Raw genomic sequence first — 21,359 nt, 5'->3', positions numbered from 1 at the left:
GAAGCGACACCTTTATGAAAATCGATGCGATCTATCTTCGGGAACTTCATATCCCACTCGTGCAGCCGTTTGAGACCAGCTTTGGGGTGACGACGGACCGGCGGGTGTTGCTGGTGGAGCTGAAGTCGGAAGGGCTGACGGCGTGGGGTGAGTGTGTTGCCGGTGAGCATCCCTATTTCTCGGAAGAGACGATCGACACGGCCTGGCTGGTGATGACGCAGGAGCTGGCTCCAGTGCTGGCTGCCGCGGAGCCGGAACATGCCGGCAAGATTCCCGGGCTTTTCAAGCAGGTGCGCGGGCACCGCATGGCCAAGGCTGCCCTTGAGAACGCGGTATGGGATCTGGAGGCGCAGGTTCGTGGCGTTTCGCTCTCCGCGTTGCTGGGCGGTAGCCGCGAGACGATTCCGTGCGGCGTTTCGATCGGCATCCAGCCGACGCTGGAGCGGCAGCTGGCGGAGATCGAGAAGGAGCTGGCGGCGGGCTATCAGCGCATCAAGCTGAAGTGCAAGCCGGGCTGGGATACGAAGGTTTTCGAGGCCGTGCGTAATCGCTGGCCGCAGATCCTGCTGAGCTGCGATGCGAATTCGGCGTACCGGCTGAAGGATGCCGACCTGATCCGCGAGTGGGATGCTTTCAACCTGCTGATGATCGAGCAGCCGCTATGGTCGGATGACTTTTACTTCCATTCGCTGCTGCAGAAGCAGCTGACGACGTCGATCTGCCTGGATGAATCGATCCGCAACCGGCGCGACGCGCTGGCGGCTATCGAGATGGAGTCCTGCCGGATCATCAACATCAAGAATGGGCGTGTGGGCGGCTTCAGCGAGGCCATTGCCGTACATAACGCGGCGCAGGAGCGGGGAATTCCGGTGTGGTGTGGCGGGATGCTGGAGAGCGGCATCGGTCGGGCGCACAACATTGCGCTCTCGTCGCTGCCGAATTTCAGCCTGCCGGGCGATGTGTCGGCTTCGAAGCGCTACTGGAAGGAGGACATCATCGAACCGGAGGTCACGGTGAGCTCCGAAGGCGAGATCGTGGTGCCGACCGAGGTGGGCAGGGGATTCGCTGTGCGCGAGGATCTGGTGGAGCGGCTGACTGTCCGCAAGGAAGAAGTGCGGGCGCTGGCGCTGGTGTAAAAAGCATGGAATGAGGAGTTTTCCTCAGAAAAGCGGTGCGCGGGATTTGACCGGAGGGCCGCTCTCCGATAAAGTTTAGAAAGTGAGTTCCTGATGCATCATCAGTGAGCCGCGACCGCACAGATTGCCCTCTCGTTCAATGGTAGGACAGCTGCCTCTGGAGCAGCCTATCGGGGTTCGAATCCCTGGGGGGCAACCAACGCTTGCAATGACGTGGACGCCTTCGGCGTCCTTTTTCTTTTTTTAAGCCATAAGTCAATCCGTAACAAGGTAAGAATTGTTCCGTCCGGCTATTTGGTCGGCCCATGTCTCGTCCGAAGCTGGGATCGCTACTGGCAGCGTTATCTCAATTTCGTTGACACTCCTCCGGCGGTATTCGAATAATCGGACACGCCGTTCCGCAGTTCAATCATGAGGAGACGCACATGCGACGGACCTGCCTGTCCTTTATCGTGCTGCTGAGCACACCGCTCTGGGCTCAAACTTCCAACACTCTGCCCGGCTGCACAACTCCTCCTGCGATCCAGAAGACCCTGCACGACAAGCTGGAAGGACCGGCCTTTGAGCGGCTGAGCTTTCTTGAGCAGGAGACGCTGCGCCGCACCGTGCTTACAGAGCTGGCTGCGCAGTATCCGCGAGAGATCGCGCCGAAGAAGCGGCTGATTTCGATTGCGCAGCGTGAGGAAGAGGCGCTGCATCCGGGAAGCTGGGCAGCTTTTCAGGCCAATTACCGCCAGCAGGCGAAGGATCATCCCAACGATCCTCTGGTGCTTTATCTTGCGGCCGTCGCACTGAACGGAACCGATACTCCCGAGAGCATCCGGCTGCTCAACGCGGCCAAGGCGCAGGCCCCGCAGTTCGTGTGGCCGGATCTGCAGCTTGCGCAGATTTACAGCCGAGGAAAGTTTGAGGACAGGCCGAAGTTCGAAGAGCACCTGACGGCGTACTGGACCGCCTGCCCTGCGTCGACCGACGGCTTTGCGCAGTGGATGCTGGTGAAGGACATGACACTGCAGGCGAAGGTCGCCGCGGCGCTGCGTCCGCAACTGGAGAAGGAGACCGATCCGGAGGCATTGAAGGATTACCGGTATCTTTGGAGCCTCGAATTCCGCACGCATCCGCCGCAGGAGCACGAAGCCATCCGCAAGCAGGTTGCTGTGGATGTGAAGCGGCTGGAGACGGCGAATCCGCATCCGGATGCCGAGTGGGCGAACTTCCTGATCGACGGCTATAAGCAGAGCGGCGCAACGCAGGAGACGCTCAACGCCATGCAGGACAAGCTCCTGCAGCAGTATCCGCAATCGGACGAGGCTGAAAGTATCGTGCAGAAGCGCTGGAACGATGCGCACAAAGAGCCTACGGACGAGAAGGATGCAGCCGCGTGGACTGCGTACCGCAAGGCGCACCGTGAGGTGACCAAGGAATGGATCCGCGAGTATCCAAATGATGTGGAGCAGGCGCGCACGGGAATGCTCTATAACGAGTTTGGTGACGACTCGCTCCCGGAGAAAGAGGGCATCGCGATTGTGGATGCCTATCTGGCTGCGGGCGAAAGACAGGATCAGCCCGGCTGGATCTGGTCGAAGTATTATGCCGCGGATTTTCTGATGGATCACAAGTGGCAGCCCGCGCGTGCTGCGGATCTGTTTCAGCAAGTGGCTGCGATGCAGGCCAGCAATGACGCCAGGGCTCCCAAGAGCGATAACCTGACCGCCGACGAGCAGAAGGACAACGACAAGCAGAAGCGGGAGATGGCGCAGTCGATCCGCAGCGAGCTAATCCATGCGGCGTTGCTGGCGAAGGAGCCGAACGTGGTGATTCCGCTGAAGGCGTCGATCGAAGTGGCTCCTCCTGACGACAAGAAAGAGCTCTCCGGCTACTGGCTCGACCGGGCGCGGTTTGCGGTGCTCGAGAATCAGAAGCAGGATGCACTAACCTTCTATCAGCAGGCGTTGCAGACGCGGGCGAAGGCTCCGACGTGGCAGCAGGGCAAGCTCTCGGATGATGTGCTGGATGAATCGAAGGCATTGTGGACGGAGATGGGCGGCACCGAGACCGCCTTCGTGGTGTGGAGCAAGCCGCCGGGCGCGCCCGTGGTGGACGCGAGCGAGGCCCGATGGGAGAAGCCGACCAAGACGCTGCCCGACTTCCAGCTGACAGACCTTTCCGGCAAGACCTGGACGACGGCGAATCTCAAGGGTAAGGTTGTGCTGATCAACCTGTGGGCGACGTGGTGCGGGCCGTGCAACGCCGAACTGCCGCATCTGCAGAAACTGTATGAGCAGATCAAGGGTCGCTCGGATATCCAGATCCTGACGTTCAACATCGACGAGGATGAGGGGCTGGTTGCGCCGTTCCTGAAGGAAAAGGGCTACACGTTCCCCGTGCTGCCGGCGTATTCCTACACGGTGAATCTGCTGAATGGGTATGCGATTCCGCAGAGCTGGGTGCTGAATCCGCAGGGCTCGTGGCAGTGGACGCAGATCGGCTTTGACGCGACGGATAACTGGTCTCAGGGAATGATCGAGAAGCTGGAAGCGACGAAGTCGGGGAGTTAGAGCCAGTTATTTAGACTGTCTGCAGTATGCAGCCTGTCGAACGTGTCATAAGTTTTGTCCTGGCCATTGAAGACCTCAAACGCGTGACGCGCAAGGTGCGTCCGCTAGGGCTGGATCGCTACGAGAACTCAGCCGAGCATAGCTGGCAGCTCGCTCTGTTTGCCTATGCGCTGGCGCCGCACGCGGGATTCGCTCTGGATCTCGATCGCGTGATCCGGATGCTGCTCGTCCACGACCTGGGTGAGATCGATACCGGCGACACGATGGCCTTTGTTGAAGGGGGCTGGGAGCAGCGCAAGGCGGATGAGCTCGCTGCGGTGAAGCGCATTTTCTCGCTTCTGCCTGATGGGCAGGCGGCAGAGCTCCTGCAGCTCTGGCAGGAGTTTGAGACCGGCACCACGCCGGAGGCGCGATTCGCCAATGCGGTCGATCGCGCCATGCCTGTACTCCTGAACCTCAATAACCATGGCCAGAGCTGGCGCGAAAACGACATCAGTTACGAGCGCATCCTCAAGCGCGTTCGCGGGCAGATTCTGGAGGGGTGTCCGCAGTTGTGGGACTACCTGGAAACACGCCTCAGCGAGGCGCGTGAGAGCGGCTTCTTCGATTGGGACGCCGGTTCTTGACAATGGTGATTGAGCCTGTACGCTCTCAGGGCTGAAGGACTGTCATTGGCAAACGCTAAGATGGAAAGGTAACCACACCGTCTTTTCGTGAAAAGGATCTCTGTGCGGAAGCGTCTTTGTTCGTTGTTGCTTGGAGTTGGTCTGTTTCCTGCGGCGTCGTATGCGCAGGTGGAGTCCGTCGATCCTACGATCGGCAATATCGCGATCCTGCTCGCCCCGACGCGGCCTACGGTTTACCTGCCGAACAGCATGGTGAGAATGTACCCGGTGCGGCCCGATGCGACCGCCGACCAGATTCAATTCTTTCCCCTCACGATCAGCTCGCACAGGGACAGGGAACTCTTCAGCATCATGCCTGGGGATGGTTCTCCGGCCGCGTATGACGAGGAAGTGACGACACCGTATTTTTATTCCACGCGCTTCGATGCGCTGGGTGTGACGACGGAGTTCACTGCGACGGAGCGCTGCGGGTTTTTCCGCTTCCGCATCTCGCGTGACAAGACCCCATTAGAGATCGCCAATCGCATGATCGGCAATGTGGCGATTCATGAAGGCAACATTGTTGAGGGCGAAGAGCAGTTCAGTGGCATGAAGGCATACGTCTATGGGGTCTTCAGCAAACCCGTTGAAGCTACAGCAGACAGTGTCGGAGACAGGCAGCAGCTTCATATCGCCGCGCATGCTGGGCTGCTGGAATTTCGCTATGGGATTTCGTTTATCAGTGTGGAGCAGGCGAAGAGCAATCTGCAGCATGAGATTGCGTCGCAAAGCTTCGAACAGGTGAGGGATGCGGCAAAGGCCCGCTGGAACAAAACGCTGGGCCGCATCACGGTTGAGGGTGGCACGGAGGCGCAGCGCCGCGTCTTCTACACCGCGCTCTATCGCAGCTCGGAGCGCATGATCAATATCAGCGAGGATGGGCGCTACTACAGCGGGTTCGATCACATGGTGCACACCGATCCCCGCCCGTTTTATGTCGACAACTGGCTATGGGATACGTATCGCGCACTGGAGCCTTTGCAGACTCTGCTGAATCCTCAGATGGAAGCCGACAAGCTGCAATCGTATGTGCGCATGTATGAGCAGGGTGGCATCATGCCGACGTTCAACACGGTTGCCGGTCCCATGGCATGCATGAACGGGAACCACTCCGCGCCGTGGTTTGCAGACGCTTATTTCAAGGGCGTAAGAAACTTCGATCTTGCCACTGCGTATGAAGGGGTGCGGAAGCGGTCGCTGGATAGCACGCTGCTGCCGTGGAGGCTCGGACCGAAGAGCCCTCTGGATGACTTCTACAATGCGCACGGCTATATGCCGGCACTGCGTCCGGGAGAGAAGGAGATCTATCCGCAGGTCCATCCTTTTGAGAAGCGCCAGCCGGTTCCGGTCACACTCGGCAACAGCTTCGATGACTGGTCGATCGCGCAGCTTGCGCGAACATTGGGCAAGCCGGAAGACGAGGCGTTGTTCCTGAAGCGCGCTGGCAACTATAAGAATGTGTTCCGTCAGGACAAGTCCATGATGTGGCCGAAGGACGAATCCGGCGCATGGATTGAGCCGATGGATCCGAAGTTCAGTGGTGGCATGGGCGGCCGCGACTACTACGACGAAAACAACGGATACACCTACACGTGGGATGTGGGACACGACTACGCGGGACTCATCGATCTGATGGGCGGTCCGCAGAAGGCCGAAGCCAATCTCGACCAGCTATTCCGTGAGCCGCTTGGCAGATCGCAGTACGAATTCCAGGCGAAGTTTCCTGATTCCACCTCGATGATCGGGCAATTCTCCATGGGCAACGAGCCGAGCTTTGCGATTCCGTATCTCTACGATCGCCTGGGGGCGCCGTGGAAGACGCAGGCGCGGGTGCGGACGCTGCTTGAGACTTTCTTTACCGACACGCTCCATGGCATTCCCGGAGACGAAGACGGTGGCGGGATGAGCGCTTTTGTTGTCTTCTCGATGATGGGCTTTTATCCGGTCACGCCGGGCATTCCTGTATATGACATTGCCAGTCCAGTGTTCGACAGGATCACGATCCATCTCGAAAACGGCAAGAGCTTTGTGATCGTGGCGCATGGCGCTTCCCGGCAAAACAAGTACGTGGAGAAGATCGTCCTGAACGGAAAACCGCTTGAGCAGGTATGGTTTCGCCACTCTGATATTGCGCAGGGCGGGGAACTGGAGCTGACGATGGGAGATACGCCGAACACCACACTCGGAGCTCTTCCCGCGTCCTTCCCGCCGGACAGCATGCGTGTGCACCCGGAAGACTATCGCTAGACCGTCTCCGGCAAGCAACAAAATGCGCTCCGCAGCGTGGCCTGCAGACTATCAGGCCACGCCGGGAGCGCGAGGAGAGATTGACTACTTTCCTTCTATGCGGCGGTGAGGTCGTAGCGATCGAGGTTCATGACCTTGTGCCACACTGCGACAAAGTCCTTCACGAACTTTGCGTGAGCGTCCTTGCTTCCGTAGACCTCCGAGAGTGAGCGAAGCTGTGCGTTCGATCCGAAGATCAGATCGGCGCGTGTGGCTTTCCACTTCACTTCGCCGCTCGTGCGGTCGCGTCCTTCGAAGGTGTCCTTGGCGTCGGAGTCCGCCTTCCACACGGTGCGCATATCGAGCAGGTTGAGGAAGAAGTCGTTCGTCAGCGCCTCGGGGCTGCTGGTGAAGACACCGTAGCTGGTGCCTCCGAAGTTGGTGTTGAGCACGCGCAGGCCGCCGAGCAGGACTGTCAGTTCGGGAGCGGTGAGCCTGAGCAGCTGTGCCTTATCCAGCAGCGTGACTTCAGCCGGCGCACTGGGCGTATGGCCGTTGCTGTTGGTGTAGGAGCGGAAGCCATCCGCCGCGGGCTCGAGCACTTCGAAGGATTCAACGTCCGTCTCCTCCGCCGAGGCGTCCGTGCGGCCCGGATCAAAGGGCACCGTGACGGAGATGCCGGCATTTTTCGCAGCCTGTTCCACACCCACGGAACCGGCGAGGACGATCAGGTCTGCGAGCGAGATCTTCTTACCGCCGGACTGCGCAGCGTTGAAGTCGTTCTGGATCTTCTCGAGCGTAGCTAGCACTTTCTGCAACTGCTCAGGCTGGTTCACTTCCCAGTCCTTCTGCGGCGCGAGACGGATGCGTGCGCCATTCGCGCCGCCACGCTTGTCGGAGCCGCGGAAGGTGGAGGCCGAAGCCCATGCCGTCGAGACCAGTTGTGAAACCGTGAGGCCGCTGGCAAGGATCTTCTCTTTCAGCGACGCGATGTCCTTCTCGTCGACCAGCGCGTGATCGACTGCTGGGACCGGGTCCTGCCAGATCAAGACTTCCTTCGGAACCTCGGGGCCCAGATAGCGTGCGCGAGGACCCATATCGCGATGCGTGAGCTTGAACCATGCGCGGGCGAAGGCATCTGCAAAGGCATCGGGGTTTTCGTAGAAGCGGCGTGCAATCTTCTCGTAGATGGGATCGGCGCGGAGCGCGATATCCGTCGTGAGCATTGCAGGAGCATGACGCTTCGAAGGATCATGCGCGTCCGGCACGGTGTTCGCGCCGGCTTCGCCCTTGGGCTTCCACTGGTGCGCTCCACCCGGGCTCTTGGTCAGCTCCCATTCGTAACCGAAGAGGTTCCAGAAGAAGTTGCTGCTCCACTTTGTCGGCGTGCTCGTCCATGTCACTTCGAGGCCGCTGGTGATGGCATCGCCCGCGATGCCGGTGGCATAAGCGCTGTTCCAGCCGAGACCCTGCTCTTCGATGGGAGAGCCTTCCGGTTCTGAAGCAAGGTGTGCTCCAGGGCCGGCGCCGTGAGTCTTGCCGAAGGTGTGTCCGCCTGCAATGAGGGCGACGGTCTCTTCATCATTCATGGCCATGCGGCCGAAGGTCACACGGATATCACGCGCAGCTGCGACCGGATCGGGCACGCCTTCCGGGCCTTCGGGATTGACGTAGATGAGGCCCATCGTGGTCGCGCCGAAGGGGTTCGCGAGATCGCGTTCACCCGAGTAGCGCTTGTCGGTTCCCATCCAGGTATTTTCAAGACCCCAGTTCACATCGAGATCCGGCTCCCACACATCCGCGCGGCCGCCGGCGAAGCCGAAGGTCTTGAAGCCCATGGACTCGAGAGCAACGTTGCCGGCAAGAATCAACAGATCGGCCCAGGAAATCTTGCGGCCGTACTTCTGCTTGACCGGCCAGAGGAGACGGCGGGCGCGATCGAGGTTCACGTTGTCGGGCCAGCTGTTGAGCGGCGCAAAACGCTGCTGTCCGCGTCCACCGCCACCGCGTCCGTCAAATGTGCGATAGGTGCCAGCGCTATGCCAGGCCATGCGAATAAAGAGCGGGCCGTAATGGCCGAAGTCGGCTGGCCACCAGTCCTGCGAGTCGGTCATCAGGGCGGTGAGGTCTTTCTTGAGCGCCTCGTAATCAAGGCTCTTGAACTCTTCCGCGTAATCGAAGGTTTCCCCCATGGGGTCAGACAAAGAGGAGTGCTGGTGCAGCAGATTGAGGTTCAGCTGATTGGGCCACCAATCATTATTCGTCCGGGCCTGTTCACCGCCATGGTGGAACGGGCACTTCGCTTCGGTTGCCATATCTTCTCTCCTTGCGGTTGTTTCCTTGCGTGTGAGTGGGACGAGTGAATCCCACCCGAAAACTCACCGACCTGAATGTAGCACCGCGCGGCGTTATAGTTCCAATATTCAATAACCATTCTTGGTATAGTTAAAAACTATGGAAATCCATCAGCTCCGCTATGCATGCGCGATCGCAGATACGGGCAGTTTCAGCCGGGCCGCGGAGCGTTGCCAGGTGGCGCAGCCTTCGCTTTCCCAACAGGTTCTTAAGCTCGAAGAGAGCCTGGGCGCGAAGCTTTTCGACCGATTGGGACGCAGCATACGGCTGACCGAAGCCGGCCGCGCCTTTATTCCTCACGCGCGTTCGATTCTGGAACAGATGGAGACGGCGCGGCTCAGCGTGGCGGACAAACATGCCGATCTACGAGGCAGCGTGGCCATCGGTGTGATCCCTACGATTGCCCCGTACCTGATGCCGCGCTACACGGCTGCGTTCACCAGGAGATTTCCCGAGGCGAAGCTGCGCATCGTGGAGGAAACGACGCCGGTGCTGATTGAGAGTCTGCGCGATCTTTCTATCGATATTGCGATCCTGGCTCTTCCTCTTCGTCACAAGGACCTCGAGTTCTATCCGATTCGTACCGAACCGCTGTTTGCGGTGTTGCCGAAGGACCATCCTCGCGGTGAGGAAGAGTCATTGACGCTGAAAGACCTGCGCGGGGAATCGTTCGTGATGCTGCGGGATGGCCATTGCTTCCGGGATCTCAGCATCGCGGCCTGTACGCATGCACGCATTACGCCGAATATTGCTTTCGAGAGCGGGCAATTCAGCAGCCTGCTGGGGATGGTTGCGGCGGGCGTAGGGATATCGCTCGTTCCGGAGATGGCGATAGACCGCAACGCCGCGTGCCGCTATGTGCGCCTGAGCGATGCGCGGGCGACGCGGACCGTGGTGGCCGCGGTGTTGCGCGGACGCAGTTTCAACCGCGTGCAACAGGCGTTTCTGGCTGGTGTCCGGCTGAATTCGCAGAAGCGTACGGCGGCGCAAGACCATCATGACAAATGAGATAATCGAATCAGGCGATAGGCCGATCGCAGTTTTCGCAGCTCAACCATGTGGCTGCGTTCTTCTACGGGCGAAGAGCGGTCGAGACCAGAAGCAAGTCAGGAACTTACGAACAATATGATCAATCCTCAGCATCCTCTTCAGGCGCTTCTCGAGAAGAAGATCGCCATCATCGACGGGGCGATGGGCACGACCATCCGCACCTATGGGATGAAAGAGGCCGACATTCGCGGAGAGCGGTTCAGCAATGCAGGCAAGGATCTTCTCAATAATGGCGATCTTTTCAGCCTGACGCAGCCTGCGATGATCGGCGATATTCATCGCCGTTTTCTCGAAGCGGGTGCGGACATTATCGAGACGAATACCTTTGGCGCAACCAGCATCTCGCAGAGCGAGTTCTTCGTGGATGATCCACGCGAGCATGGCGGCCGGAAGGATCCTGAGTTCTACCAGAAAATCATTGAGGATGCGTCGCTGAGCTCTCTTGCGTGGGAGATCAATGAGCAGTCGGCACGGCAGTGCCGCGAATGGGCCGACCGCGTTGCGAACGATACCGGAAGCCCGCGGTTCGTCGCCGGCGCGCTGGGGCCGCTCACCGTCTCGCTTTCGAATTCACCGGATGCCGACGATCCGGGTTTCCGTGTCGTTACGTTCGACCAGGTGCGCCAGGTGTATGCGGAGCAGACGCGCGCGCTGATTGCCGGCGGTGTGGATACTCTGCTGGTAGAGACGATCTTCGATTCTCTGAATGCCAAGGCCGCGCTGGTTGCTATCCAGGATGTGTTTGAGCAGGACGGCAAGAGGCTGCCCATCATGATTTCAGCCGCGGTGGGACGCGGCGGTGAAACGATGATCTCCGCGCAGACGACAGAGGCGCTGTGGAACGCCGTGCGGCATGTGAAGCCGCTCTCGGTGGGACTCAACTGCTCGATCGGGCCGGACCTGATGTATCCGTTTCTCGAAGAGCTTGCAGTGAAGGCGGATGTTGCAGTGTCGGCGTATCCGAACGCAGGCCTGCCGAACCCTCTTTCTCCGACGGGCTTCGATCTTGAGCCTGCGGATATGGCTCGTTACCTTGGCACGTTTGCGGATGAAGGGTTGATCAATATCGCCGGGGGGTGCTGCGGCAATACGCCGGAACATATCGCTGCGATCGCGAAGGCGCTGGAAGGCCGGGCACCTCGCAGGATCCGTGTAGAGAGTGCTGTGGAGATCGCTGGATGAGTGGGAAGACTCCGTTCGTAACCCGACCACTGCGTCTTTCCGGCTCGCAACCTTTCACGCAGCAGCCCGGCGTCTTTCTCATGATCGGTGAACGAACCAACGTTGCCGGTTCGCCGAAGTTTGCGAGGCTCATCAAGGAAGGGAAGTACGAAGAGGCTGTAAGTATCGCGCGCCAGCAGGTGGAGAATGGCGCGAACGTCATCGACATCTGCATGGACGAGGGCATGATCGACGGCGTAGCCGCGATGACCCGCTTTCTGCTGCTGCTGGCCAGCGAGCCAGAGGTGGCAAAGGTGCCCTTCATGGTTGACTCCTCGAAGTGGGAGGTGGTCGAGGCCGGCCTGAAGTGCCTGCAGGGCAAAGGCATCGTGAACTCTATCTCTCTCAAAGAGGGTGAAGAAAAGTTCCGGCATCATGCATCCACCGTGCTGAAGTATGGTGCGGCCGCAGTCGTCATGGCCTTCGATGAAGAGGGGCAGGCCGCGAGCTTTGCCGACAAGATTCGTATCTGTGAGCGCGCGTATCGCATCCTCGTCGACGATGTGGGCTTCGCGGCGGAAGATATTATCTTCGACCCCAATATTCTTACTGTCGCCACGGGTCTCGAGGAGCATAACAACTACGCGGTCGACTTCATCGAGGCGACGCGCTGGATCAAGCAGAATCTGCCGCATGCGAAGGTGAGCGGCGGCGTCTCGAATATCTCGTTCAGCTTTCGCGGTAATAACAAGGTGCGCGAGGCGATGCACTCCGCGTTTCTTTATCATGCGATTGGCGCCGGCATGGACATGGGCATCGTGAATGCCGGCATGCTCGAGGTTTACGAAGAGATCGAGCCAGAGCTGAAGGTTCTGGTTGAAGATGTGCTGTTGAACCGGCGGCCGGATGCGACAGAGCGTCTCGTCGAGTTCGGTGAGCAGCTGAAGGCCCAGGGCAGCGAAAGCGGCGCTTCAGAAAAGAAGACGGAAGAGTGGCGGCTGGGATCCTTCGAAGAGCGGCTGTCGCATGCTCTGGTGAAGGGCATCGATACATACATCGATACCGATACCGAAGAAGCGCGCGCCCAGCTCGGGCGTCCGCTGCTGGTGATCGAAGGTCCGCTCATGGCCGGGATGAGCATTGTGGGCGATCTCTTCGGCGCGGGCAAGATGTTTCTGCCGCAGGTGGTGAAGTCGGCGCGCGTGATGAAGAAAGCGGTCGCTTATCTGACTCCGTTCATGGAAGAAGAGAAAGAGGCGATGGCTGCCGCGGGTCTCGAAGTGAAGACCCAGGGAAAAATTGTGCTCGCCACGGTGAAGGGCGACGTGCACGATATCGGCAAGAATATTGTGGGTGTGGTGCTGGCCTGCAATAACTACGAAGTGATCGACATGGGTGTGATGGTGCCGGCCGAGAAGATTCTCGATCGCGCCAAGGCCGAGAAAGCCGACCTGATCGGGCTCAGCGGGCTTATCACTCCGTCTCTCGATGAGATGGTGCATGTCGCGCGCGAAATGGAGCGGCAGGGGCTCAAGATGCCGCTGTTGATCGGTGGTGCGACGACGAGCCGCGCACACACCGCGATCAAGATCGCGCCTCACTACAGTGAGCCGGTGGTGCACGTGCTCGATGCCAGCCGCGCTGTGCCGGTAACGACGAGCCTCCTCAGCGAAGAGAGTAGGGGGGCGTTCATCGAGCAGCATCGCGCTGAATATGAGTCGGTGCGTCGCGCGCATGCGGCGCCGAAGCAGAAGACGGTTTCGATCGAAGAGGCTCGCGTGCGGCGTACGCCGATTGAGTGGCGCATCGAGGATATCTCGCAGCCAGCATTCACCGGTGTGCGCGTGCTCGACGATTTCTCGCTCGCGAAGCTGAGAGAGTTTATCGACTGGACTCCGTTCTTCCATGCCTGGGGACTCAAAGGCGTTTATCCCCGGATTCTTGATGACGAAAAGCAGGGCACGCAGGCTCGACAGGTTTTCGCGGAAGGCAATGCGCTTCTTGACCGCATCATCGAGGAGAAACTCATCACTGCGCGCGCTGTCTTCGGGCTGTTTCCTGCGAATGCAGTTGGCGATGATGTGGAGCTATACACGGACGGCACGCGCACCGAGGTGCTGGATCGCTTCCACTTTTTACGGCAGCAGGCCAATCGCGAGGGGGCTTCTGATCCTTGCCGATGCCTCTCTGATTTCATTGCGCCGAAGGAAACCGGCCTGCCGGATCATATCGGAGCGTTCGCTGTCACCAGCGGTATCGGATTGCGCGAGCTGTGTGACAGCTTCCGCGCAAAGCACGATGATTACAACGCGATCATGGCCGAAGCACTCGCGGATCGCTTAGCAGAAGCCTTTGCCGAGTGCCTGCACAAGTGCGTTCGTAACGAATGGGGATACGGTGCAGAGGAGAACTTTACCAACGCTGAACTGATTCACGAGCAGTATCGCGGCATTCGTCCGGCGCCCGGATATCCCGCAAGCCCGGATCACACGGAGAAGGGGACTATCTGGAAGCTGCTGGATGTGGAAGCGAAAACGGGCATCCAAATCACGGAGTCGTTTGCGATGTGGCCCGGTTCGAGCGTGAGCGGTATCTACTTCGCACATCCGCAGTCGCGGTACTTCAGTGTGGGCAAGCTGGGGCGCGATCAGGTGGTCGATTACCAGGAACGCAAAGGAATGACGCTGGCGGAAGTAGAGCGGTGGTTGGGGCCGAACCTGAATTACGATCCTGAGCAGTAGGAGCTTTCTCCATGGCGGATGCCGCTTTCGATGTTGTAGAGCAACTCTTGTTGAGAGATGTGTCGTTGCTCCGGACTGAAGCGTTTCTTGCTGGGGAGTGGTGTGGTGCAGAGGACGGCGGCAGGTTTGAAGTCCGCAATCCGGCGACGGGCGCATTGCTGGCGCATGTGCCGCAGATGGGAGCGACGGAGACACGCCGGGCCATTGACGCAGCAGACCATGTGTGGAAGGGCTGGCGCTCGAAGCCTGCAAAGGAGCGAGCTGCCATTCTGCGCCGCTGGTTTGAGCTGATACTGGCCCATGCCGAAGATCTTGCACGCATCATGACTGCCGAGCAGGGGAAGCCGCTTGCTGAAGCCAAGGGCGAGATTCAGTATGCTGCATCCTTCCTTGAGTGGTTCAGCGAAGAGGCGAAGCGCACCTACGGCGATACGATTCCGAGTCCCTCTGCGGATAAACGGATCATCGTTCTCAAGGAGTCGGTCGGTGTGTGCGCTGCGATCACTCCGTGGAATTTTCCAGCGGCGATGATCACCCGTAAGGTCGGCCCGGCCCTCGCAGCGGGATGCACCATGGTGGTGAAGCCGGCGGAGGCCACGCCGCTTACGGCTCTGGCTCTGGCGGAGTTGGCGCAGCGTGCGGGTGTGCCGAAGGGCGTGCTCAGCATTCTTACCGGCGACCCAAAGGCGATCGGCGCGGAGTTGTGCAGCAACCCCTTGGTGCGGAAGCTCTCGTTTACAGGTTCCACTGCGACAGGCCGCCTGCTGATGGAGCAATGCGCGCCCACGATCAAGAAGCTCTCTCTTGAACTCGGTGGGAATGCGCCCTTCATTGTGTTTGAAGATGCAGATATTGACGCGGCAGTTGAAGGCGCGATCGCGTCGAAGTACCGCAATGCGGGGCAGACCTGTGTATGCGTTAATCGCTTCTACGTGCAGGATCGTGTCTATGATGTGTTCGCTGAAAAGCTGCGCGTTGCGGTTGAGAAGCTCACGGTCGGTAACGGCAACGAGCCGGATGTGACGCAGGGGCCTTTGATTAACGAAGCCGCGGTGCGCAAGGTGGAAGCCTATATCGAGGATGCCGTGGCCAAGGGCGCATGCGTGACTACGGGTGGCCATCGCCACGAGCGTAGGCTTACTTTCTTTCAGCCCACGGTGCTCACGGGCGCGACTGCGGAGATGCGCATCGCGAAAGAAGAGGTATTCGGGCCGGTGGCTCCGCTCTTTCGGTTCTCTTCGGATGAAGAGGTTGTGAGGATGGCGAACGACACGGAGTTTGGGTTGGCCGCGTACTTCTACAGCCGCGACCTGGGGCGGGTATGGCGCGTGGCCGAAGCGCTGGAGTACGGCATGGTCGGAATCAATACAGGATTGATCTCGAACGAGGTCGCGCCCTTTGGCGGTATCAAGCACTCCGGCATCGGCCGTGAGGGCTCGCATTACGGCATCGATGACTATATGGTCACGAAGTACCTTTGCGTTGGAGGAATCTGACGCGGCTTTGGTTCAAGTCGCAGTCAGATTCATGCACTTCGCAATCATTTCCGTTTACGCCTACTGCACACCCGCTTCGCGGTTATCCGGGATTAGCCAGACCTCCGCGACCTGAAGGCCGCGGCCACCGCCTGCGATTCCTGCGGGACGGGTCCACTTCAGGTCTAGCGTGCCGCTTGCGGTTGCCGCCTGCGGAACATCGAACTCGAGCGTCTCAGGATTCTTCTCCCGATGCAGCGGCGGATGAATCTCGATAGTGTCATTCGCGACAAGGTGAATCGGCAACGTGTAGTCTTCGCCTCCGTAGGTGACGCGGAGACGATAATGCTGATGCGGGTCGAGATCGCGATAGATCATTTCGAGAGGCTTGTCGTAAAGCGTCTCCGCATAGGTGAGCGTAGAGATGCGGAAACCTTCATCGGGGACCTTGTCGGCGATCCCGTTGACCGTCGTCGCGTAAAGCTGCGGATCGGGAGCTGACGTGCGATTCGAGCTGAGGACGAGGTGCGGCTCGTTGCTCGGGTTGCCGAGATCGTCATAGAAACCCCCGGGGCCGGCGTCTTCGTATCCGACGATCCCGGCCAATGCAGCCTGCCGATCTGTTTCAGTCGATAGCTTCTCGATGCGATCGAATTGCTGATTCAGCCATGCGCGGTTGTTCAGGTCGACATCGACGCGGTCGAGATTGGCTCCGCGTTCGATGCCTGATGCGCCGTACTTCGCAACGCTGAGCTGCATGCCGACATGATGAAAGAGCTGATCGGCCAGAGATTCGACCTCATGATGCAGATCGGCCGCTACGGGAGACGGCTGTAACACTGCGCGCGCGCGTCCGATTACATCCTCGCTGCCGGCCCGGGGCGCAGTGCGAAGAATCGCCATCGCCTGCTGCTCGCGGTCCGTGGCATCGATCAGCCGCGCGCGGATGTATGCGTCGTAATACGCACGATAGAGAGCCATCTCGAAACGCCAGTTCTGCCGCTGCGCGTCGCTTGCCTGATTTTCCATCGTCTGAAAATTGAGCAGTGTGGTGTCGATGCTGGAGTGCGTCAGCAGCGGGCCATTCCAGTTCTGCTCCAGCGAGATAATCCCCTGTGCGAAAGCATCACTGCTAAGTGCACCGATGTGTGCGCCGAGAAAGTAGCGGCTGTAATCGTGCAGGGTCTCTGCCGGATCGGCGGCGGAGGACCATCCCAGCTGGTCCCACAAGATCTTGTTCACATCGTCATTCACGCCTTCGCTGTAGACGACGAAGCCGCTGTGCAAATGGGCGAAGGTCCGATAGATCTCTGTTTCGCCGAAGGGGCGCGGGTCGATTGGCTCGCGTCCTTCGGATAAGGCGAAGGCCGAGTCCCACGCAGGCAGGGCGAACTGCGCATGCATGGTGTGCGCGGTGTCCGGGTAAGCCTGAAGGCGATAACGCGCAGGAATCATTTTGCGCTGCAGAGGGAAACTGTCGCGCGATTGCGGTCCTACGAAGACGCCGGTGAGAAAGGCCGGATGCTGTGTCCTGAGGATCGAGTAGAACTCGGAAAACCAGGCTGCGCTGAACCCCTGCGCCGAGATCCATACCTCCGCTTTGGGATGGTACTTGTGCAGGACGACCGCTTCTTTCTCGACCAAAGGCAGGAGGTACCTGGGGTCGGTGTGGCCGGGATCGCCGCCAGGTATATAAAGCGCATCGATGTGCGGAAAGGCACGAAAGAGCGCATCTGCCTTCTTTAGTTCGGCATCGACCTGCGCCGGATCGGAGTAGTCCTTCGCCATTTCCGGGTAGTAGAGGTCGAAGTTGAGCCCGTAGGCAACGGTCGATTTGCAGATGCCGATGAGTGTCTCGAGAGCAGGCGCGGGGTAGAGCGGACTTGTCGCGCTATCGTCGGAGTTCGGAGCGACAACCTGGATGGTGTTGTTGCCGAAGACTGCGAGGTCGCGTGTCTGCTGATCGAACTGCGCTACCGTCCATGCATCGTAGGTGTTGTTCTTGAAGCGATAGCCAATCTGAACGCCACGCACCGGATATTCCGGTGCTGTCGAAATGTGAAGATCGGAGGGAAGTATCGCCTGCCCCGGATCCATCTCGAGCTTGCGCAGCAGGTATCCCACGCCGAAGAGAGCACCGCGAGGATCGTTACCGGCGATGACGATGGTGGTAGCGCTGCCGGCATGCAGCGTCTCGATCGAAAATCCTTCGGGCTTCTGTGCCGATGCTGGAGTGGCTGTCTTGAGCCATGCTGCACGATCCGGTGAGGAGAGCGACGCGGGAACCTCGCTGCGGACGCCAACGACGATGCTGACAGAATCACTGCCTTGGTGCGTCTGCATCGGCCATTCGATACCGGTTCTCCGTGCCTCTTCCTCGCGAAGCACGGCGATGGCCCTAGCTTCGACGGAGTTTGCATGAGCTGCGAAGACAATGACCGCATGCGTGCATGAAATGGCGGCGAGCGCTGCATGACCGGACGAAGCCAGAAACAGCATAGGAATGGAGCGAATGAGTCCAGAGGCCAGAGCGGGCAGCGAGAAATACTTCACACGTTGAGGATACTGCACGCTTCCTCCTGCCATAGCATGACGTCGAGGACGCATGCTGCGGCAGGAGGAAGGGATCGACTATTGACTGCGGAGAGCGATCATCGGTTCGACACTCGCAGCGCGGCGCGCAGGCACGAAGGATGCGACCAGCGCCGCCAGTGCGAGCATGATGGTCGCAGCCGTGAGCATGATTGGGTCCCAGGGGCTTACGCCGAAGAGTTGATCGGTCATAAGCTTTCCGGCGAGGATCGCCAGCGGGATGCCGAGCCCAAGCCCGATGCCGATCTGTGTTGAGGCTCCGCGGAGGACCATGCGGACCACATGGTTACGATTGGCGCCGAGAGCCATGCGCAGGCCAATCTCGCCGGTGCGCTGCTCGACCGTGTAGGCCATCACGCCGTAGAGACCGACTGCCGCGAGGAGAAGTCCGAGCAGGCCGAAGAGCGTGGTGAGCGTTGCGATCATGTTCTGCTGCTGGAAGTCGGAGCTGACGATCTTTTCATAGGGATCCACGCCGTAGAGGACGAGGCTTGGGTCAACGTCAGAAAGCGCCTTGCGCACCTGCTCCGCAATACCGGGCGGATTGCCGGGCGCCCACAGCACAATGTTGTAGAGGAAGTGCGACCAGCGATCTCCATCGGTGAACATCGGGTCGTCGTACTTCACGCTCTGCGTTTCCGGCACCCAGAACATCGGTCCGATGGCATCTTTGTAGCCCCACGTCATGTAGCGCATGTCGCGGACGACGCCGACGATCTCATAGGTGTTCGCGTACCGGAGACGATCGATGCCGAAGTGTTGGCCGATCGGATTCTTGTCCTTGAAAAAGCGTTTGGCGAAGGCCTGGTTGATGACGGCGACATTGCGCGTGGTAGCTGTGTCCTGTTCTCCGATGGAACGGCCAATGATCATCTTCGCGCCGAGGGCTTCGAAGAAGCCAGGCTCGACACGAGCCCAGCCTGCGCCGGTATCCGCCTTGGCGTTGGGTTCGGGCTGGCCTTCAATGCGGATCGACTCGTTCCAGCTATCTCCGGTCATCGGCGCATAGAGCACCGGTGCAACCATACGCACGCCGGGTATCTGCTTCATGCGATCGTCGATGCGCTGGAAGAGCGGGGCAGCTTGCTCAGGCGTGTAGTTGCTGAGCATGGGGTTGATCTGGACGATATAGCGTCCGCGGGTCTCGAAGCCGAAGTCCTGATGCTCAAGATTACGCAGGCTCTGCGCAAGAAGAGCCGCGGCCGAGAGGAGCACCAGCGACATGGCAGCCTGCGTGATGACGAGCGATTTCTGCACCCACGTGCGGCCGCCGCCCACGGAGCGGTTCGCGCCGCGAAGAGCTTCGACAGGATCGGCGTGCGACGTCATCCATGCCGGCGCAGTGCCGAAGATGATCCCGGTGAGGATGGAAATGCCGAGTGCGAAGAGCAGCACAAGCCATGAGGGTGTGGCGCTGACAGGCACATAGCTATTCTGGTTGCCGGCCTCAAATGCCAGGTAGAGAATGAGACGCGTTCCTCCGTAGGCGACTGCGATGCCGAGCAGGCCGCCGATGAGCGCCAGCAGTACGCTCTCAACTAGCGCCTTGCGCACGAGCCGGAATCGCGATGCACCGAGCGCAACGCGAACGGATATCTGCGACCGCTCTTTGAGGCCGCGAGCGAGCATGAGATTCGCGAGATTGCCGCAGGCCACGAGCAAGACACATCCAGCCGCGAAGAACAGAAGCTTGAGCCCATCCTGATAGGCGTCTCGCAGCTCGGCTACACCCGCGCCACCGGGGACAAGATGGAGCGTCTGCTGCTGCCAGAGTTCTTTTTGTGAGGGCTCCATATCCTGCACGTGGCTGGCGAGCCAGTCGTGCAGCTCAACCTTCAGCTTGGCGTCGAGGGTGGTCGTGTTTACGCCCGGCCGGACGCGGCCAATGAGGTCGAGATAGTTGGCGTCAGCGCGCTTGAGGTGTGAGACAGAGCCAACGAGTGGATTTTCACTGGCGAGCGGTAGCCAGAAATCGGGCAAGCCTCCTCCAGCGAGCTTGGCTCCATAGAAGCCGGGAGGCGTAACCCCGATCACTGTGAAGGGGTGTCCGTTGATCTGGTAGATGGTGCCGACCACCGAGGGATTGGCCCCGTATTTCTCCTGCCATACGCGATAGTTCATCACGGTGACGAGCGGCGCGCCGTCCTTATCATCGGCATCCGTAGTGAGGCGGCCGATCCATGGCTGAATACCGAAGGTACGAAAGAAGTTGCCGGAGACGAATTGCCCATTGCGTGTGTCTGCGGTGGTATTGGAGCCCGCTGGGCGAACACCGAGAGGCGTATTCCCAGCCTGCAGCGCAGCAAGATCGGAGAACTCGGAGGTGTGCTTGCGGAATGTCTGGTACGCCTCCCAGGAAAAGAGTGAGAAGTCGCCGTCGTCGCCCTGCGTGTATCCGCCCCAGTTGCAGCAGCGGAGCTTATCGCCGATGCGCCAGAGCTCTTCCGGTCTGGTGACCGGCAGGGAGCGAAGCATGACCTGTTGCACCAGCGTAAAGATGGCGGTGGTGGCACCAATGCCCAGAGCAAGGGTGATCACCGCCGTTGCTGTGAAGCCGGGGGCCTTTCTTAGTTGCCGCAGTGCGTCGCGCAGGTCGGCCAGCATTCGCATTCTCCCATTCCGATTTGAGGGCCTGATCCCACGGAATACGTGAGCGTGCGGAAGGGAGTTCCGTAAAAATCCTTTCTCTTCTCGAAAATGAAGCAATGCGACGAGCGCGCCGGGCCTTCACTGTTCAGTACTGGACAGCGCGCTCATCGAGAAGTTGTGGAACCTGCGGCCCGGGCCGCGCGACGTTGTAGGTTCGGGCGAGCTCCCGGCGGGCGCGCATGAGCCTGGACTTCACAGCAGACTCGCTGATGCCGGTGTGGTCGGCAAGCTCACGGGTGGTGCAGTCCATCGAATGATGGAGCAGAAGGATCTCTCGCAGCTTTGGCCTTAGCCTACCGACTGCGCGTCGCAGGTGCATGAGCTGTTCCTGTTCGAGGTAGATATGCTCCGTGTCGAGAGAGGTGTCGCGCAGCCGGTCATCGGAGATGCCGGAGGAGACACTTTCGTCGTCGAGTGAAAGCTGCGGGCGCGCACGATTCCAGCGCAGCATGGCGAGTGCGGAGTTGATGCCGATCCGAATGAGCCAGCTGGAAAACTGGGCGCGTCCATCGAAAGAGTCGAGATGCAGGTAGGCTTTGATCAACGTGTTCTGCAGTGCGTCTTCGGCGTCTTCCTGGTTGCGGGTGATGCGCAGGATGGCGCGATAGACACGGCGGGAGTGCCGCTGGAGAAGAACTTCCAGCGCATGATGGTCGCCAAGTTTTGCAGCTGCGACAAGCTGGCTATCGGAAAGATTCACGTGCCGCATAAGCTGCGACACCGCTGCGCCTGTAGCTCGGGCCTTCATCCT

General features: G+C 59.7%; 12 protein-coding genes and 1 tRNA gene. 9 read left to right on the top strand and 4 right to left on the bottom strand.

Features of this window, described 5'->3' with window-relative positions; translation table 11 throughout:
* The first annotated feature begins 14 nt into the window (after positions 1–14).
* The 5 genes from menC (at position 15) to QM649_RS09695 (ending at position 6,606) form a co-directional block, all read left to right on the top strand.
* The gene (gene menC / locus QM649_RS09715; protein WP_415198834.1) at positions 15–1,136 is read left to right on the top strand and encodes an o-succinylbenzoate synthase; all 1,122 of its coding nucleotides are present in this window, start codon (positions 15–17) and stop codon (positions 1,134–1,136) included.
* 125 nt (positions 1,137–1,261) lie between these two features.
* Positions 1,262–1,335: transfer RNA gene (locus QM649_RS09710), tRNA-Gln, on the top strand.
* A 226-nt stretch (positions 1,336–1,561) separates the two neighbouring features.
* Positions 1,562–3,694, top strand: a complete 2,133-nt coding sequence (locus tag QM649_RS09705) for a redoxin domain-containing protein (RefSeq protein WP_415198833.1) — start codon at positions 1,562–1,564, stop codon at positions 3,692–3,694.
* Between the two features lie 26 nt (positions 3,695–3,720).
* Positions 3,721–4,320 carry an HD domain-containing protein gene (locus QM649_RS09700; RefSeq protein ID WP_415198832.1) on the top strand — a complete coding sequence of 200 codons (600 nt, stop codon included), beginning with the start codon at positions 3,721–3,723 and terminating at the stop codon, positions 4,318–4,320.
* A gap of 102 nt (positions 4,321–4,422) precedes the next feature.
* Complete coding sequence (locus tag QM649_RS09695) at positions 4,423–6,606, top strand: GH92 family glycosyl hydrolase (RefSeq protein WP_415198831.1); 2,184 nt, start codon at positions 4,423–4,425, stop codon at positions 6,604–6,606.
* Between the two features lie 95 nt (positions 6,607–6,701).
* Here QM649_RS09695 and katG read toward each other — a convergent pair whose 3' ends face one another.
* Complete coding sequence (katG, locus tag QM649_RS09690) at positions 6,702–8,900, bottom strand: catalase/peroxidase HPI (protein WP_415198830.1); 2,199 nt, start codon at positions 8,898–8,900, stop codon at positions 6,702–6,704.
* A 139-nt stretch (positions 8,901–9,039) separates the two neighbouring features.
* On the opposite strand from katG, the gene QM649_RS09685 reads away from it, so the two are divergent.
* From QM649_RS09685 to QM649_RS09670, 4 genes are all read left to right on the top strand, one after another.
* Complete coding sequence (locus QM649_RS09685) at positions 9,040–9,948, top strand: LysR family transcriptional regulator (RefSeq protein WP_415198829.1); 909 nt, start codon at positions 9,040–9,042, stop codon at positions 9,946–9,948.
* A gap of 117 nt (positions 9,949–10,065) precedes the next feature.
* Positions 10,066–11,172, top strand: coding sequence for a homocysteine S-methyltransferase family protein (locus QM649_RS09680; protein WP_415198828.1), 1,107 nt, complete (start codon positions 10,066–10,068; stop codon positions 11,170–11,172).
* Complete coding sequence (gene metH, locus QM649_RS09675; protein ID WP_415198827.1) at positions 11,169–13,892, top strand: methionine synthase; 2,724 nt, start codon at positions 11,169–11,171, stop codon at positions 13,890–13,892. Before QM649_RS09680 ends, metH begins: the two co-directional genes overlap by 4 nt.
* A 65-nt stretch (positions 13,893–13,957) precedes the next feature.
* On the top strand, positions 13,958–15,388 hold the full coding sequence (locus QM649_RS09670) for an NAD-dependent succinate-semialdehyde dehydrogenase (RefSeq protein WP_415198826.1): 1,431 nt from the start codon (positions 13,958–13,960) through the stop codon (positions 15,386–15,388).
* Positions 15,389–15,448: 60 nt separating this feature from the next.
* Here the strand turns inward: QM649_RS09670 and QM649_RS09665 are convergent, their stop codons facing one another.
* The 3 genes from QM649_RS09665 to QM649_RS09655 form a co-directional block, all read right to left on the bottom strand.
* Complete coding sequence (locus tag QM649_RS09665) at positions 15,449–17,938, bottom strand: hypothetical protein (RefSeq protein ID WP_415198825.1); 2,490 nt, start codon at positions 17,936–17,938, stop codon at positions 15,449–15,451.
* A 60-nt stretch (positions 17,939–17,998) separates the two neighbouring features.
* On the bottom strand, positions 17,999–20,569 hold the full coding sequence (locus QM649_RS09660) for an ABC transporter permease (protein WP_415198824.1): 2,571 nt from the start codon (positions 20,567–20,569) through the stop codon (positions 17,999–18,001).
* A 124-nt stretch (positions 20,570–20,693) separates the two neighbouring features.
* Positions 20,694–21,356, bottom strand: coding sequence for an RNA polymerase sigma factor (locus QM649_RS09655; protein ID WP_415198823.1), 663 nt, complete (start codon positions 21,354–21,356; stop codon positions 20,694–20,696).
* Between the last annotated feature and the right edge of the window lie 3 nt (positions 21,357–21,359).

It is taken from the genome of Silvibacterium sp. (assembly GCF_047605705.1).
Taxonomy (GTDB): domain Bacteria; phylum Acidobacteriota; class Terriglobia; order Terriglobales; family Acidobacteriaceae; genus Silvibacterium.
Note: the sequence above shows the minus strand (reverse complement) of the source record. Positions and strands in the feature narration are given on the sequence as shown.

Excerpts from the sequence above, each read along its gene's own strand:
- QM649_RS09685 (WP_415198829.1), top strand. The coding sequence starts at position 9,040 with ATGGAAATCCATCAGCTCCGCTATGCATGCGCGATCGCAGATACGGGC.
- QM649_RS09680 (WP_415198828.1), top strand. The coding sequence starts at position 10,066 with ATGATCAATCCTCAGCATCCTCTTCAGGCGCTTCTCGAGAAGAAGATC.
- QM649_RS09660 (WP_415198824.1), bottom strand. The coding sequence starts at position 20,569 with ATGCGAATGCTGGCCGACCTGCGCGACGCACTGCGGCAACTAAGAAAG.
- QM649_RS09655 (WP_415198823.1), bottom strand. The coding sequence starts at position 21,356 with ATGAAGGCCCGAGCTACAGGCGCAGCGGTGTCGCAGCTTATGCGGCAC.
- metH (WP_415198827.1), top strand. The coding sequence starts at position 11,169 with ATGAGTGGGAAGACTCCGTTCGTAACCCGACCACTGCGTCTTTCCGGC.
- QM649_RS09700 (WP_415198832.1), top strand. The coding sequence starts at position 3,721 with ATGCAGCCTGTCGAACGTGTCATAAGTTTTGTCCTGGCCATTGAAGAC.
- katG (WP_415198830.1), bottom strand. The coding sequence starts at position 8,900 with ATGGCAACCGAAGCGAAGTGCCCGTTCCACCATGGCGGTGAACAGGCC.
- QM649_RS09705 (WP_415198833.1), top strand. The coding sequence starts at position 1,562 with ATGCGACGGACCTGCCTGTCCTTTATCGTGCTGCTGAGCACACCGCTC.
- menC (WP_415198834.1), top strand. The coding sequence starts at position 15 with ATGAAAATCGATGCGATCTATCTTCGGGAACTTCATATCCCACTCGTG.